Raw genomic sequence first — 13,928 nt, forward strand, 5'->3', positions numbered from 1 at the left:
GACAACCGGCTACGTTTGTAACGATTGTGTCCGATATGCCTGTTAAGTCAGATGCTGCGGATACCTTGTGGACGGTCTGAAGACCCGTTGCGGACGGGACGATTGAGGGGTAGCGGGAGCGGTGACTACGGGGAATTCGGGCAACGGCACCACCGTGCGGCCGAGCCGTGCCGGCTGGCTACGGCGCTTCGGCCTGCGAAACTGGCGGGTGAGATGGCGGCTCACCGCCCTCATCCTGGTGCCGACCATCGCCGCCGTCGTGCTCGGGGGAGCACGCGTGGTCAGCTCGATCCAGAGCATCGCCGCCTATGACCGCACCGCCACCGCGGCCGAGCAGGCGGGACGCATCCGCGACCTGGTGCAGGCGCTCGGCCTGGAGCGCGACACAGGCGGCTGGATCGGCGCCAGCAGGGCCATGCGCAAGAAGCTCGCCAAACCGCTCGCGCAGCGCAAGGCGGCCGTGGACACGCTGGTCAAGGCCGTGCGCGCCGACCTCGACACCATGGACGCGTCCTACGGTCCCCGTGTGGTCAAGGCAGCGGAGCAGGCGAGGTACGACCTCAGCCGGCTCCCCAAGATCAGGACCGAAGGACAGACTAACACGATCCGTTACGACTTCCTCACCGATACTCTGATCAAGCTGCACGACGAGCTGGCCCTGATGTCGGACGACTCGCAGATCGTCGGCCAGTTCCGCGGCCTGAGCGCGCTCGTCGCGGCCAAGGAGGAGATCTCCCGCCAGCGCGTCCAGCTCCTGCAGGCGTCCTACGACGCCGACAGCGTGGACGCCAAGGAGGTCGAGCAGTTCATCGCCTCCAACGCCCGGCTACAGAGCGACATCGCCACCGTGGGCGCCGAGGCCGGCGTCGACGTCGGCCTGGAGCTGTCCAAGACGCTGGCGTCCCAGCCCGAGTACGTGAACATCCAGCTCACCAAGTCCCGGGCGATCGCCCTGGTCAGCGGCAAGGAGCCGGGCGCCCGCATCGTCGACAACCTGATCTCGGCCAGGGCCGAGCGCGAGGACTGGTTCAACAACAACACCGTCGCCGTCGACCTGCTGCACAACGTCGAGAAGGGCCTGGCGGAGCGGGTGAACCTGCGCAGCCAGGAGCTGCGCTCGACCGAGATCCGCAACGCGATCACCGGCGGGATCCTCGTGCTCGCGCTGCTGCTGGTCGTGCTGCTGCTCACGGTGGCCATCGCCCGCTCGATGGTCGTCCCGCTGCGGCGGCTGCGCACCGAGGCGCTGGAGGTGGCCGGCTTCCGGCTGCCCGACGTGGTGCGCCAGCTCCGCGTCAGCGGCGACCCGGCGTCCGTGCGCGAGGTGCAGCCCATCGCGGTCGACGGCAACGACGAGATCGGCGAGGTGGCCAGGGCCTTCGACCAGGTGCACCGGCAGGCCGTGCGCCTGGCGGGCGAGGAGGCCGAGCTGCGCAGCAACATCAGCGCGATGTTCGTCAACCTCTCCCGCCGCACGCAGACGCTGGTCGAGCGGCAGATCTCGCTCATCGACGGCCTGGAGAAGGGCGAGCAGGACGGCGGCCGGCTGGCCGACCTGTTCAAGCTCGACCACCTGGCCACCCGCATGCGCCGCAACTCCGAGAACCTCCTGGTCCTCGCCGGCCACGAGGCCACCCGCCGGCGCAGCCAGCCGGCCAAGCTGATCGACGTCGTACGCGCCGCCCTGTCGGAGGTCGAGGGCTACGAGCGCGTCCAGGTGCGGGTGCACCGCGGCACGTCCGTGCTCGGCAGCTGCGCCAACGACCTCGTCCACCTGGTGGCCGAGCTGGTCGAGAACGCCATCCAGTTCTCCCCGAGCAACTCCCAGGTCACCGTCACCAGCAGCCTCATCGAGGGCGGCGGCGCGCTGCTGTCGGTCACCGACAACGGCATCAGCATGACCGACGAGGAGCTGGCCGAGGCCAACCACCGCCTGGCCGAGCCGCCGGTCGTGGACGTGTCGGTCTCCCGGCGCATGGGCCTGTTCGTGGTCGGCCGCCTGGCGCTGCGCCACGGCATCCGGGTGCAGCTGCGCAAGGGCGAGGAGGGCGGCCTGATCGCCATGGTGCTGCTGCCGCCGACGCTGATCGCCGACGGCTCCCAGCAGCCGCTGCCGCAGCGGCCCGCGTTCGGCGGCGGCACGGTGCCGTCGCAGGCGGGCGCGCTCTCGCCGAACGGCGCGTTCCGGTCGTTCGGCAGCTTCGACTCCTTCGACGCCGCGCCGCCCAGGGCGGGCGCGCTGGACAACGGCTTCGGTCCCGGGCACCCGTCCTTCGACACGGGTCCGGCCAGGCCGGGCGGCCCGTCGACCTTCGACAGCGTCGGGCGGGGTCCTTCCACGTTCGACAGCGGTCCCGTCAGGCAGGGGCCGCCGTCCTTCGACACCCCCGCGCGCCAGGGCCCGGCCTCGCTCGACGGCGGTCCGGTCCGGCCGGTGCAGGGGCCGGTCAACGGCGGCGCCCGTCCCGGGCCCGGCGGCCTGCCGCGGCGGACGCCCGGTTCGTTCGAGGGCGCGCCGGGTCAGGGGCCGAGGTCGCTCGACGGCGCGCCGCAGGGCCAGGGCAACGGAGCCCAGGCGGGGCCCCAGCACACCGGGCAGCAGCACGCGGGGCCGCGCGCGTTCGACGGCGGGCCCGAGACGCCCAGGCCGTCGTACGGATCGTTCCCCTCGGACCCGGGCCGCGCCGGGGTCAACGGCTTCACCGCCGACACCGACGGCGGCACCTTCCGCGGGCGGCCGGGGACGTACGACTCCGGTTCCTACCCCTCCTACCCCAGCGCCCCCGCCGGCGCATCTGGTAATGGCGCGTTCCAGAATCCGCCTGCGGGCTCCTACTCGACCAACGACGTGCGCACGCCGGACCCGGCCCCGTCGGCGGACACCCCCGCTGAGCAGGAACAAGAGGACTATCTGCCGATTTTCGCGGCGGTGGAGTCCGCCTGGTTCCGCCGGCCGCCCGCAGAAGCGGCGCAGGGCCAGGGAGAGTCCACGGGCGCGCACGCCGTACCCTCAGGGGAGGAAGCGTGGCGGACGGCCGCGGACGCCGGCTGGCAAGCGGCGAAAGCGGCCGCCGAGCCGAGCCTCGGCGGCATCACCGCCGCCGGGCTCCCCAAGCGCACCCCGAAGGCCAACCTGGTGCCGGGCACCGCGAGCCAGCCCGCGCAGGCGCAGCAGCGGCAGGCACCACCGCCGCCGCCGGTCTCCGCGGACCGGATGCGCAGCAGGATGGCCAGCTTCCAGCAGGGTGTGCGCAGGGGGCGCCAGGAGATTCGTGGACAGGAGAACAAGAGTGAGTAAGCGTCCCGCCGGGGAGGATGCGTGACAACCCTTAGTCATGAGGCCAACAAGTTCGACTGGCTGATCACTGACTTCGTCCGTAACACGCCCGGAGTCGCCCACGCCGTCGTCGTCTCGGCCGACGGGCTCTGCCTGGCCGCGTCCGAGGGGTTCCCGCCGGACCGCGCCGACCAGCTCGCCGCGGTGGCCGCCGGTCTGCTGAGCCTGACGGTGGGCGCCTCGCGGGTGTTCGAGGGCGGGGCGGTCACGCAGACCGTGGTCGAGATGCAGCGCGGTCTGCTGCTGGTCATGGCCATCAGCGACGGGTCCGTGCTCACGGTCCTGGCGGGTCCGGATTGTGACATGGGACTCGTGGCGTACCAGATGACGTTGCTGGTAGACAGGGCAGGACAGGTGCTGACTCCGGCCCTGCGCGCGGAGCTTCAGGCCGCCAGGACCCGGTGATGTGATGGAACTGATGGGAGCGGGCCGTGTACGGCACTGACGGGATCGGGGAAGAGGAGCCCCTGTTCCGTCCTTACGCGGTGACGGGTGGCAGGGCTGAGCCGCGCTACCACCTCGCGATGGAGACGTTGATCTCGTCGATGCCGATTCCGGACGAAGAGATGGCGCTGCTCACCCCCGAGCAGGAGGCCATCATGCAGCTGTGCAGGACGTTCCGGTCGGTAGCCGAGATCTCGGCCCTGCTCCGCGTCCCGCTGGGCGTGGCCAGGGTGCTCGTGGCGGACATGTCCGACGAAGGGCTTGTCCGCCTGCACCAGCCACGCCTCAGCGAGGGCCAGCCGGACCTCAACATGCTCGAAAGGGTGCTCAGTGGACTACGCAGGCTCTAGCCCCGGCCTCACGTCGACGAAGATCGTCGTCGCCGGGGGTTTCGGCGTCGGTAAGACGACTTTCGTGGGGGCGGTGTCCGAGATCCTCCCGCTCACCACGGAAGCGGTGATGACCGACGCGTCCGCGGGCATCGACGACCTCGGGCTGACCCCTCACAAGCAGACCACGACCGTGGCGATGGACTTCGGCCGTCTGTCGCTCGACCGTGACCTGATCCTCTATCTGTTCGGCACGCCCGGACAGCACCGGTTCTGGTTCATGTGGGACGACCTGGTGCGCGGCGCGATCGGCGCCGTGGTGCTGCTCGACACGCGCCGCCTGGCCGACAGCTTCCCCGCCATCGACTACTTCGAAGAGGCCAAGCTGCCGTTCATCATCGGCATCAACGGCTGGGACGGCCAGTTCCCGCACTCCGACGAGGAGGTCAGGGAGGCGCTGGCGCTGTCGCCGCAGGTGCCGATCGTGCGCACCGACGCGCGTAACCGCGAGTCGGTCAAGGCGACGCTGATCTCGCTGGTCGAGCACGTCGTACGCCTGCGCGCCGCCCCCGCCGCCTACTGAGACGCCCTACCCGGCCGCTTCACCGGCGGCCCGCCGCCGCACCAGCGCCTCGATGCCGTCGAGCACGCGCTGCAGGCCGAACTCGAAGGCGTGGTCGGGGCTGTAGGCCGCGTTCTGCGCCTCGCCCGCCGCCTGCCCGACCCGGGCGGCGATGGGGAAGCGCTCGGGGTCGGCGATGCGGCTGAAGAACGGCGCGTGCGCGGCCCACCACTGCTCGTCGGTCAGCCCCGTCTTGCTCTCGGCCTGCGCGGCCTCCACGGCGCCCCTGGCGGTGCCGTGCACGAACCCGGTGATCAGCGTGAGCACCGCGTCCATCTCGACGTCGGTCAGGCCGATGCCCTCGATGGCGCTCAGCTCGTAGTCGTACTTGGCCGTGACGTTGGGGCCCAGCACCGGCCTGCTGACCGCCACCTGCAGCAGCCAGGGGTGGCGGAGGTACAGGGCCCAGTTCTCCCTGGCGATCTGCTCCAGCCTGCCCCGCCAGCCGCCCGGCACGTCGGCCGGTCTGGCGGTCTCGCCGTAGACCGTGTCGAGCATGAGGTCGAACAGCTCCGGCTTGCCCGGCACGTACGTGTAGAGGGACATCGTCCCGACGCCCAGCCGCTCGGCCACGCGCCGCATCGACAGCGCCTGGAGCCCTTCGGCGTCGGCCACTTCGATGGCGGCGCGCACGATCCTGCCGACGCTCAGCTCCGGCTTGCCCTTGCGGCCGGTGGGCTCGCTGGTGCGCCACAGCAGCGCGAGGCTGCGCGCGGGGTCGCCCTTGCCCGAGTACTCAACGCTCACCCTCCGAACGGTACACCGTACGGTTGCCCGCCTCTACCGTATTGTGTACGGTACAGCGTACGACAAGGAGGCGGTTCTGTGGCAGCGATATCGGTACGAGGGCTGCGCAAGACGTACGGCGGGAAAACGGCCCTGGACGGCATCGACCTCGACGTCGCCCCCGGCACGGTCTACGGCCTGCTGGGCCCCAACGGCGCGGGCAAGAGCACCACCGTGCGCATCCTCACCACGCTCCTGCGCCCCAGCGGCGGGCGCGCGGAGGTGGCGGGCTTCGACGTGCGCACCCAGCCCCGCCAGGTGCGCGGCAGGATCGGACTGGTCGGCCAGCACGCCGCGGTGGACGAGCTGCTCACCGGCCGGCAGAACCTGGAGATGTTCGGCCGCCTGCACCACCTCGGCGCGGCGGCGGCCCGCGCCAGAGCGGACGAGCTGCTCGAACGCTTCGGCATCGAGCACCCAGGACCGGCCGGGGAGTACTCCGGCGGTATGCGCAGGCGGCTCGACCTGGCCGCGAGCATGATCCTGTCACCGCCCGTGCTCTTCCTCGACGAGCCGACCACGGGGCTCGACCCGCGCAGCCGCACGGAGATCTGGCAGGCGGTGCGCGACCTGGTGGCGGGCGGCACGACCGTGCTGCTGACCACCCAATACCTGGAGGAGGCCGACCAGCTCGCCGACCGCATCGCGGTGATCGACACCGGCCGGGTCGTCGCAGAGGGCACCCCGGAGGCGCTGAAAGCGCGGCTGGGCGGCGATCGGCTCGACGTGGTCGTCCATGACCGGGAGCGGCTGCTCGAGGCGGCAGAGATCATCGAGCGGGTCGCCGGCGAACCCGCCGAGACCGACCCCGGCACCCGCCGCGTGAGCGCGCCCGTCGCCGAGCGGGTGCGCACGCTCGCCGAGGCGCTGAACGCGCTGTCCGCGGCCGGCATCGAGGCCGAGGACGTCGCCCTGCGCCGCCCCACGCTCGACGAGGTCTTCCTGCACATCACCGGAGGTGACCGCCGATGACGGCCACGACCCTGCGCTGGGCGATCGCGGACGGCTGGACGGTCGCCCGCCGCGACCTGATGCACTGGGCCAACCAGCCGATGACGATCGCGGCCGGCGTGATCTTCCCCATCGTCATCACGCTCGCCTTCGGCTACCTGTTCGGCGGCGCGGTCAAGGTGCCGGAAGGCGTGGACTACTTCGCCTTCCTCATGCCCGGCATGTACGGCATGACGATGCTCTTCGGTCTCAGCTCGACCATGATCGCGGTCTCCACGGACGCGGCCAAGGGCGTGACGGACCGGTTCCGTTCGCTGCCGATGGCGCCGTCCGCCGTGCTCACCGGCCGGGCCGTCGCCGACCTGCTGCACTCGGTGCTGATCCTGGCCGGGCTGCTGCTGTGCGGGCTGGCCGTCGGCTGGCGCCCCGCCACGCTCTCCGGCGCCGCGGCCGCGATCGGCCTGCTGCTGCTCCTGCGCTTCTCGCTGCTGTGGGCCGGCGTGTACGCAGGGCTGCGCACCAGGAACCCGGGCGCGGCGGTGACGATCCAGGCCATGGAGTTCCCCATCGGCTTCCTGTCCAACGCCTTCGTCGCCCCCGCCACCATGCCCGGCTGGCTCGGGGCCGTCGCCGAGTGGAACCCGCTGTCGGCGACGGTGGCGGCGGCCAGGGAGCTGTTCGGCGACCAGGGCTGGGGCGGCGACTCCTGGGTCGCCCAGCACGCCGTTCTGATGGCCGTCGCCTGGCCGGCCGCCATCACCGTCGTCTTCTTCGTCCTGTCCGTACGGCTCTTCCAGCGCCTCGACAGGTGAGGTCCCGCTCAGGAGGCGCGGTAGAACTCGACCGGCTCCGGCGGCAGCGGGGTGTTGCCCAGGATGAGGTCGGCGGACTTCTCGGCCAGCATCATCACGGGGGCGTAGATGTTGCCGTTGGTGACGTACGGCATGGCCGATGCGTCCACCACGCGCAGCCCGTCGAGGCCGTGCACGCGCATGGTGTCGGGGTCCACCACCGACATCTCGCCGGTGCCCATCTTGCAGGTGCACGACGGGTGCAGGGCCGTCTCGCCGTCCTTGGCGACCCAGTCGAGGATCTCCTCGTCGGTCTGCACCTGCGGGCCGGGGGAGATCTCGCCGCCGTCCAGGTCGGCCCAGGCGGGCTGCGACAGGATGTGCCTGGCGTGCCTGATCGCCTCCACCCACTCCCTGCGGTCCTGCTCGGTCGACAGGTAGTTGAAGCGCAGCGCGGGCTTGCGCCGGGGGTCGCCGGAGGTGATGCGGACCGAGCCGCGGGCGTCGGAGTACATCGGCCCGATGTGCACCTGGTAGCCGTGCCCGCTCGCCGGGGCCGAGCCATCGTAGCGGACGGCGATGGGCAGGAAGTGGAACATCAGGTTGGGGTAGGCCACGTCGTCGTTGGAGCGGATGAAGCCCCCGGCCTCGAAGTGGTTGGTGGCGCCGGGGCCGCCGCGCAGGAAGAGCCAGCTCGCGCCGATGAACGGCCGCCGCCACAGCGCCAGCGAGGGCTGCTGGGAGACGGGCTTGGTGCAGGCGTGCTGGACGTAGACCTCCAGGTGGTCCTGGAGGTTCTCGCCGACGCCCGGCAGGTCGTGCACGACCTTGACGCCGAGCGGTTCGAGCAGCGAGCGCGGCCCCACCCCGGACACCTGGAGGAGCTGCGGGGTGTTGATGGCGCCGCCGCAGAGGATGACCTCCCCGGCCTCGATGCGCTCGCCGTTGCACATGACGCCGGTCGCGCGCGTGCCGTCGAAGAGCACCTTCTCCACGAAGGCGCGGGTCCTGACGGTCAGGTTCCTGCGCTTGCGCACGGGGTGCAGGTACGCGCGGGCGGCGCTGAGCCTCCGGCCGCGGTGGATGGTGCGGTCGAAGGCGGCGAAGCCCTCCTGGCGGTAGCCGTTGACGTCGTCGGTCAGCCGGTGCCCCGCCTGCTGCACGGCCTCGAAGAACGCCTCGAACAGCGGGCCGCGCGCCGGTCCGCGTTCGAGCTTGAGCGGCCCGCTGTCGCCGCGGAAGTCGCTGCCCGGGTCGGCCAGGCAGTTCTCCATGCGCTTGAAGTACGGCAGGCAGTGAGCGTAGTCCCAGCTCTTCATGCCGGGATCGGAGGCCCAGCGCTCGTAGTCGAGCGGGTTGCCGCGCTGGAAGATCATGCCGTTGATGCTGCTGGAGCCGCCCAGCACCTTGCCGCGGGCGTGGTAGATGCGCCGGCCGTTCATGTACGGCTCCGGCTCGGACTCGTACTGCCAGTCGTAGAAGCGGTTGCCGATGGGGAACATCAGGGCGGCCGGCATGTGGATGAAGACGTCCCACAGGTAGTCGGGCCGCCCGGCCTCCAGCACCAGTACCGAGGTCGAGGGGTCGGCGCTGAGCCGGTTGGCCAGGGCGCATCCGGCCGAGCCGCCGCCCACGATGACGAAGTCGAACCTCAACGGGGGATCCAGTCCTTCCACACGATCTTGTTCTCTCGCACCCACCGCTCGGCGGCCTCTTCTGCGGACATCCGCTCGTTGATCATGTAGCTCGCCACGGCGTTCTGGTCGTCGTTGGTCCAGGTGAAGTTGCGGACCAGCTCATACGCCTGCCCGCCCGTCTCGGCGAACCGCCGGCTGACGATCTTGTCGAGCAGGTACGGCGGGTAGTCGCAGGCGACCTTCGCCGGGTCGCTGTCACAGCCCACCGCGTACGGCGGCAGCGCGACCTTGACGAGTTTGATCTTGCTGAAGAGCCATTGCGGTTCGTAGAAATACATCAGCAGCGGCGTCCGATTCTTCGTCGCCGCTTGGGCCGCTTTGATGAGCGCGGCCTCGCTGCCGGAGTAGACGACCTTGTAATTGAGCCCGAGGTTCTTGACGAGAGCCTCGTCGTTGGTGACGAATGTCGGATCCCCGTCAAGCACCTGTCCGGCATTTCCGGTTTTTTCGGTCCGGAAGAGATGTGCGTACTTATTGAGGTTTCGGTAGTCCGTAATGTCGGGATACTTCTTGGCCATCCACTCGGGCACGTACCACCCGATGACGCCTTTGTTGCCCGTCAGCCCCGCCGACAGCGCGACCTTCTTCTCCTCGATGTACTCCTTCTTCAGGTCGTTGTGACCCCAGCTTTCCACGATCACATCGACCTTGCCCGACTCGAAATTCCGCCAGGACTGGTCCTCTTTCGCGGGCCGCTTGTTCACCTGGTAGCCCAGCTCGTGTTCGAGCAGGTACGCCAGCACGGCGGCCTGGGCCTCGTACCCCACCCAGCCGTGGATGTCGATGTTCACGGTCCCCTTGGCCTTCGCCGTGGTCTCGGGCTCGCCGCCGGAGCAGGCGGCGAGCAGCAGGAGCGCGGCGAGCGGGCCGGCCAGCGTCTTCATTCGGATCATGAGAGGTCTCCGGTGACCGCGCACCCGCCGGAGGACGGGCGCGCGGTCATGGGGGTTCAGGACGGGGTCACTGGGGGATCCAGGCCTGCCACTTGTCCGGGTTGGCCTCGATCCACTTCTTGGCGGCCTCCTCCCCGGTCATGCCGCCGTTGGTCATGTCGTCGGCCACGGCGTTCTGGTCCTCGTTGGTCCAGTGGAAGTTCTTGATCAGCTCGTACGCCTTGCCGCCGGTCTGCGCGAACTTCGTGCTGACGATCTTGTCGAGGTCCATCTCCGGGTAGTCGCAGGCCACCTTCTTCGGGTCGGCGTCGCAGCCCTCGGTGTACGGAGGCAGCTTCACGCGCACCAGCTCGGTCTTGCTGAACAGCCAGTGCGGGTCCCAGAAGTAGAACAGCAGCGGCTTCTTCTGCTCCTGCGCCTGCTGGGCGCTCTTGATCAGGGCCGCCTCGCTGCCGCCGACCACGACCTTGTAGTTGAGCTTGAGGTTCTTGATCAGGGCCTCCTCGTTGCTGACGTACGAGGGGTCGCCGAACAGCAGCTGGCCCTTGCCGCCCGACTCGGAGGTCTTGAACAGGTCGGCGTACTTGTTGAGGTTCTTGTAGTCGGTGATGTCGGGGTACTCGTCGGCCATCCACTTGGGGATGTACCAGCCGATGACGCCCTTGTTGCCGGTGGAGCCGGCCTCCTGGGCGACCTTCTTCTCCTCGATGAACTGTTTCTTCAGGTCGGGGTGGCCCCAGTTCTCGATGATGACGTCCACATCGCCGGTCTCGAAGCCCTCCCAGGCGAGCTGCTCCTTGATCTCCGGCAGCTCCACGTCGTAGTTGAGCTCGTGCTTGAGCAGGTACGCCACGACGTTGGCGCTGGCCTCGTACCCGACCCAGGGGTTGATGGCGATCTTCACGGTCCCGGCGGACCCGGCGGAGGAACCGGACGCGGGCGCCGAGGAGCTGGGTGAGGTCTCCACGGTCGCCCCGCCGCAACCGGCGACGAGCCCTAAGGTGAGCAGGCCTGCGAGCAGGCGAATCTTCATGTGAACTTCCTCTTTCGGGGGGACGGGCGCCTGGTGTCGGCGCCCTGCGTGATGCGGTCGAGCATGACGCCGAGGAGCACGGTGGCGACGCCGGCCACGAAGCCCATGCCGAAGTCGGGCCGCTGGGAGAAGCCGGCGACCACGTCGTAGCCGAGGGCTCCGGCCCCGACCAGGCCGCCCACGACGACCATGGCGAGGGTCAGCACGATGCCCTGGTTGGCGGCGAGCAGGATGGCCCGCCTGGCCATCGGGAGCTGCACCTTCCACAGCAGCTGCCCCGAGGTGGAGCCGGCCGAGGTGGCGGCCTCGACGGCGGTGGCGGGCACGTTCTTGATGCCGTCTTCGACCAGGCGCACCACCGGCGGCACCGCGTAGATGATGGAAGCGAAGATCGCGGTGAACCTGGTGGTGCCGAAGAGCGCGAGCGCCGGCAGCAGGTACACGAACGCGGGCATGGTCTGCGCGGCGTCGAGCAGCGGGCGCTGGACGGCCGAATAACGCGGCGAGCGGGCCGCCGCCACGCCCAGCACCAGGCCGATGAGCAGCGTCACCAGCACCGCGACGGCGACCGTGGTCATCGTCTGCATGGCGTGCTCCCACACGCCGAGCAGCGCGATGCCGAGCAGGCAGGCCAGCGCCACCAGCGCGGGACGCGGGCCGCTCACCCGCCAGGCCAGGCCCAGCACCGCGAGCGCGACCAGCCACCACGGGGCGCTGGTCAGCAGTGACTCCAGCGGGTTGAGCAGCGCGTGCGAGGTGACGTCCTTGATGAACGTGGTGACCGGGTACCAGCTCGTCTCGGCCCAGCGCACGGCCGCGTTGACCTCGGCGACGACGTCGATCGTGAGGCTCTCCGGCCAGACGGGCGGCAGCACGGGGATGAGCGCGAGCCCGGCGGCGCCCAGCACCCCCGCGCCGATGAGGCCGGTCCTGCCGATCCTGGCGTGGGCGTCGCGGCGGGCGACCGCCATCATCATCCGGTCCAGCACCACCGCCATGACCACGATGGCCACGCCGGCCGGGAGCATGATGCCGACCTGCGCCCGCGACAGGCCGCGGATGATGTCGCCGCCCAGGCCGGGGGCCGAGATCAGGTTGGCGATGACCACCATTGACAGCGCCATCATGATGGTCTGGTTGACGCCCAGTGCCATCGTCGACCTGGCCAGCGGCAGGTAGACCTTGAACAGCGTCTGCCACCTGGTCGCGCCCAGCGAGGTGGACGCCTCCACCGCCGTGGGGGAGACCGACGAGATCGCCAGTGCGGTGATGCGGATGGCGGGCGGGATCGCGTAGATCATGGTGGCGATGGCCCCGGCCGGCGCGCCGATGTGGAAGAACAGCGCAAGCGGCGCGAGATAGGCGAACGTCGGCATGATCTGCATGACGTCGAGCACGGGCGTGATCGCCCGCCGCGTGCGCGCCGACAGCCCCGCCCACACGCCCACCGGCACGCCGATCGCCAGCGACAGCAGCACCGCCACCCCGACCAGGGCCAGCGTGTCCACGCTCGACTCCCACAGGCCCAGCACCCCGAACGCGCTCACGCCGCCGACCGCGAGCAGCGCGATCCGCCAGCCGCCCGCCAGCCAGGCCAGCGCGCCCATGACGCCGGTGATGCCGGGCCAGCCGAGCGCGTACAGGACGGTCTGGAAGAGCGTGTAGAGCTGGCCGACGAAGAGCCGGATGTAGTTGAGGAAGTACAGAAAGAGCGGGTTCTCGTTGCGGTGGTCGTCGATCCACTCGCGCAGCTCGGTGACGGCGAGGAACTGCGGCGCCTCCTTGTCGTGCGGCAGCGTCCCCGTGCCGCGGAAGACCAGGTACGCCGCCACGAACAGCACCGCCGCCCCCGTGGGGGCCGCCCACCTCGGCAGCCCGAGCCTGGAGGGCGTGGCGACGGCCGTGCTGCTCATGCCGTCGCCTTCACGGCCGTCTCCTGGCCGGCCAGGAAGGCCAGTATGTCGTCCCGGTCCACCACGCCTGCGAGCTCGTCGCCGTCCACGACCCTGATCGGCAGCGACGAGCCGGAGGCGACGGCGATGGCGTCCTTGATGACGGTGGTGACGGGCAGCTCGGGACCGTCCAGCGGGTCGCCGGGCGCGGGGTCGCGGCAGATCCAGCGCAGCGTCAGCACGTGGCTGCGCGGCACGTCGCGGACGAAGTCGGCCACGTAGTCGTCGGCCGGCGCGCCCACGAGCTCCTCGGCCGTGCCGAGCTGCACGATCGAGCCCGCCCGCATGATCGCGATGCGCTCGCCCAGCTTCAGCGCCTCCGACAGGTCGTGCGTGATGAAGACCATCGTCTTGCCGACCTCGCGGTGCAGCCTGATCACCTCGGCCTGCATGTCGCGCCTGATCAGCGGGTCGAGCGCGCTGAACGGCTCGTCGAACAGCATCACCTGGGGCTCGACGGCCAGCGCCCTGGCCAGCCCGACGCGCTGCTGCATGCCGCCGGAGAGCTGGTCGGGGTAGGAGTCGGCGTAGCCGTCGAGGCCGACGAGCGAGAGGATCTCGGCCGCTCGCTGGTGCCTGGCCGCCTTGGGCGTGCCCTGGATCTCCAGCCCGTACGCCACGTTGTCGATGACCCTGCGGTGCGGCAGCAGGCCGAAATGCTGGAAGACCATGCTCACCTGGTGGCGGCGGATCTCGCGCAATCGGGCGGGGGAGGCGGCACCGATGTCCTCGCCGGCGATCGTCACCTGGCCGGCGGTGGGTTCGATGAGCCTGGTCAGGCAGCGTACGAGGGTGGATTTCCCGCTGCCCGACAGGCCCATGACGACGAACACCTCGCCGGGGCGCACCTCGAAGCTCACATCGCGTACGGCGGCGGTGCAGCCGGTCTTCTCCCTCAGCGCGGACGGTTCCAAATGCCGATCATCGCTGTTCAGCACCTTGTGCGCCTTCGGTCCGAAGATCTTCCAAAGGCCTGCAACGGTGATTGCCGCGTTGCCGGGAGAATCTCCCACCTGCGCCTCCTCGATTGACGTCGATCAACATATGTGGTGAATAGCCCGTTTCTCAATGGCGTGACCTTCCGGAGATCGGG

Annotated in this window: 12 protein-coding genes; 6 read left to right on the top strand and 6 right to left on the bottom strand. The window is 70.1% G+C overall.

What is annotated here, in order from left to right; genetic code table 11:
• The first annotated feature begins 121 nt into the window (after nucleotides 1-121).
• Genes AB0K67_RS18950 through AB0K67_RS18965 form a run of 4 tightly spaced genes read left to right on the top strand, consistent with a single transcriptional unit; the run spans nucleotide 122 to nucleotide 4,693 of the window.
• Entirely contained in the window at nucleotides 122-3,298 is a 3,177-nt protein-coding gene (locus tag AB0K67_RS18950) for a nitrate- and nitrite sensing domain-containing protein (protein ID WP_364061254.1), read from the top strand.
• Between the two features lie 21 nt (nucleotides 3,299-3,319).
• Nucleotides 3,320-3,742 carry a roadblock/LC7 domain-containing protein gene (locus AB0K67_RS18955; RefSeq protein ID WP_364061257.1) on the top strand — a complete coding sequence of 141 codons (423 nt, stop codon included), beginning with the start codon at nucleotides 3,320-3,322 and terminating at the stop codon, nucleotides 3,740-3,742.
• Nucleotides 3,743-3,768: 26 nt separating this feature from the next.
• Nucleotides 3,769-4,131 carry a DUF742 domain-containing protein gene (locus AB0K67_RS18960; RefSeq protein ID WP_364061259.1) on the top strand — a complete coding sequence of 121 codons (363 nt, stop codon included), beginning with the start codon at nucleotides 3,769-3,771 and terminating at the stop codon, nucleotides 4,129-4,131.
• Entirely contained in the window at nucleotides 4,112-4,693 is a 582-nt protein-coding gene (locus AB0K67_RS18965; protein ID WP_364061262.1) for an ATP/GTP-binding protein, read from the top strand. Before AB0K67_RS18960 ends, AB0K67_RS18965 begins: the two co-directional genes overlap by 20 nt.
• Nucleotides 4,694-4,699: 6 nt before the next feature.
• Here the strand turns inward: AB0K67_RS18965 and AB0K67_RS18970 are convergent, their stop codons facing one another.
• Nucleotides 4,700-5,479, bottom strand: coding sequence for a TetR/AcrR family transcriptional regulator (locus AB0K67_RS18970; RefSeq protein WP_364061265.1), 780 nt, complete (start codon nucleotides 5,477-5,479; stop codon nucleotides 4,700-4,702).
• A 78-nt stretch (nucleotides 5,480-5,557) separates the two neighbouring features.
• On the opposite strand from AB0K67_RS18970, the gene AB0K67_RS18975 reads away from it, so the two are divergent.
• Together AB0K67_RS18975 and AB0K67_RS18980 are read left to right on the top strand one after the other, a co-directional pair.
• Complete coding sequence (locus tag AB0K67_RS18975) at nucleotides 5,558-6,490, top strand: ATP-binding cassette domain-containing protein (RefSeq protein WP_364061268.1); 933 nt, start codon at nucleotides 5,558-5,560, stop codon at nucleotides 6,488-6,490.
• A complete protein-coding gene (locus AB0K67_RS18980; RefSeq protein ID WP_364061271.1) occupies nucleotides 6,487-7,281 on the top strand; it encodes an ABC transporter permease in 795 nt (264 codons plus the stop codon). Before AB0K67_RS18975 ends, AB0K67_RS18980 begins: the two co-directional genes overlap by 4 nt.
• Before the next feature lie 8 nt (nucleotides 7,282-7,289).
• Here the strand turns inward: AB0K67_RS18980 and betA are convergent, their stop codons facing one another.
• The 5 genes from betA to AB0K67_RS19005 all read right to left on the bottom strand — a co-directional run bounded on the left by betA (nucleotide 7,290) and on the right by AB0K67_RS19005 (nucleotide 13,848).
• Entirely contained in the window at nucleotides 7,290-8,915 is a 1,626-nt protein-coding gene (gene betA, locus AB0K67_RS18985; RefSeq protein ID WP_364061274.1) for a choline dehydrogenase, read from the bottom strand.
• The gene (locus AB0K67_RS18990; protein WP_364061277.1) at nucleotides 8,912-9,850 is read right to left on the bottom strand and encodes an ABC transporter substrate-binding protein; all 939 of its coding nucleotides are present in this window, start codon (nucleotides 9,848-9,850) and stop codon (nucleotides 8,912-8,914) included. Before AB0K67_RS18990 ends, betA begins: the two co-directional genes overlap by 4 nt.
• Nucleotides 9,851-9,917: 67 nt before the next feature.
• Nucleotides 9,918-10,883 carry an ABC transporter substrate-binding protein gene (locus AB0K67_RS18995; RefSeq protein WP_364061280.1) on the bottom strand — a complete coding sequence of 322 codons (966 nt, stop codon included), beginning with the start codon at nucleotides 10,881-10,883 and terminating at the stop codon, nucleotides 9,918-9,920.
• A complete protein-coding gene (locus AB0K67_RS19000; protein WP_364061283.1) occupies nucleotides 10,880-12,796 on the bottom strand; it encodes an ABC transporter permease subunit in 1,917 nt (638 codons plus the stop codon). Before AB0K67_RS19000 ends, AB0K67_RS18995 begins: the two co-directional genes overlap by 4 nt.
• Nucleotides 12,793-13,848 (bottom strand): glycine betaine/L-proline ABC transporter ATP-binding protein, encoded by a 1,056-nt coding sequence (locus tag AB0K67_RS19005; RefSeq protein WP_364061286.1) that lies wholly within the window; start codon nucleotides 13,846-13,848, stop codon nucleotides 12,793-12,795. Before AB0K67_RS19005 ends, AB0K67_RS19000 begins: the two co-directional genes overlap by 4 nt.
• Between the last annotated feature and the right edge of the window lie 80 nt (nucleotides 13,849-13,928).

It is taken from the genome of Nonomuraea sp. NPDC052634 (assembly GCF_040678535.1).
Classification (GTDB): domain Bacteria; phylum Actinomycetota; class Actinomycetes; order Streptosporangiales; family Streptosporangiaceae; genus Nonomuraea; species Nonomuraea fastidiosa.

Coding starts and splice junctions, on each gene's coding strand:
- AB0K67_RS18980 (WP_364061271.1), top strand. CDS start 6,487: ATGACGGCCACGACCCTGCGCTGGGCGATCGCGGACGGCTGGACGGTC.
- AB0K67_RS18990 (WP_364061277.1), bottom strand. CDS start 9,850: ATGATCCGAATGAAGACGCTGGCCGGCCCGCTCGCCGCGCTCCTGCTG.
- AB0K67_RS18995 (WP_364061280.1), bottom strand. CDS start 10,883: ATGAAGATTCGCCTGCTCGCAGGCCTGCTCACCTTAGGGCTCGTCGCC.
- AB0K67_RS19000 (WP_364061283.1), bottom strand. CDS start 12,796: ATGAGCAGCACGGCCGTCGCCACGCCCTCCAGGCTCGGGCTGCCGAGG.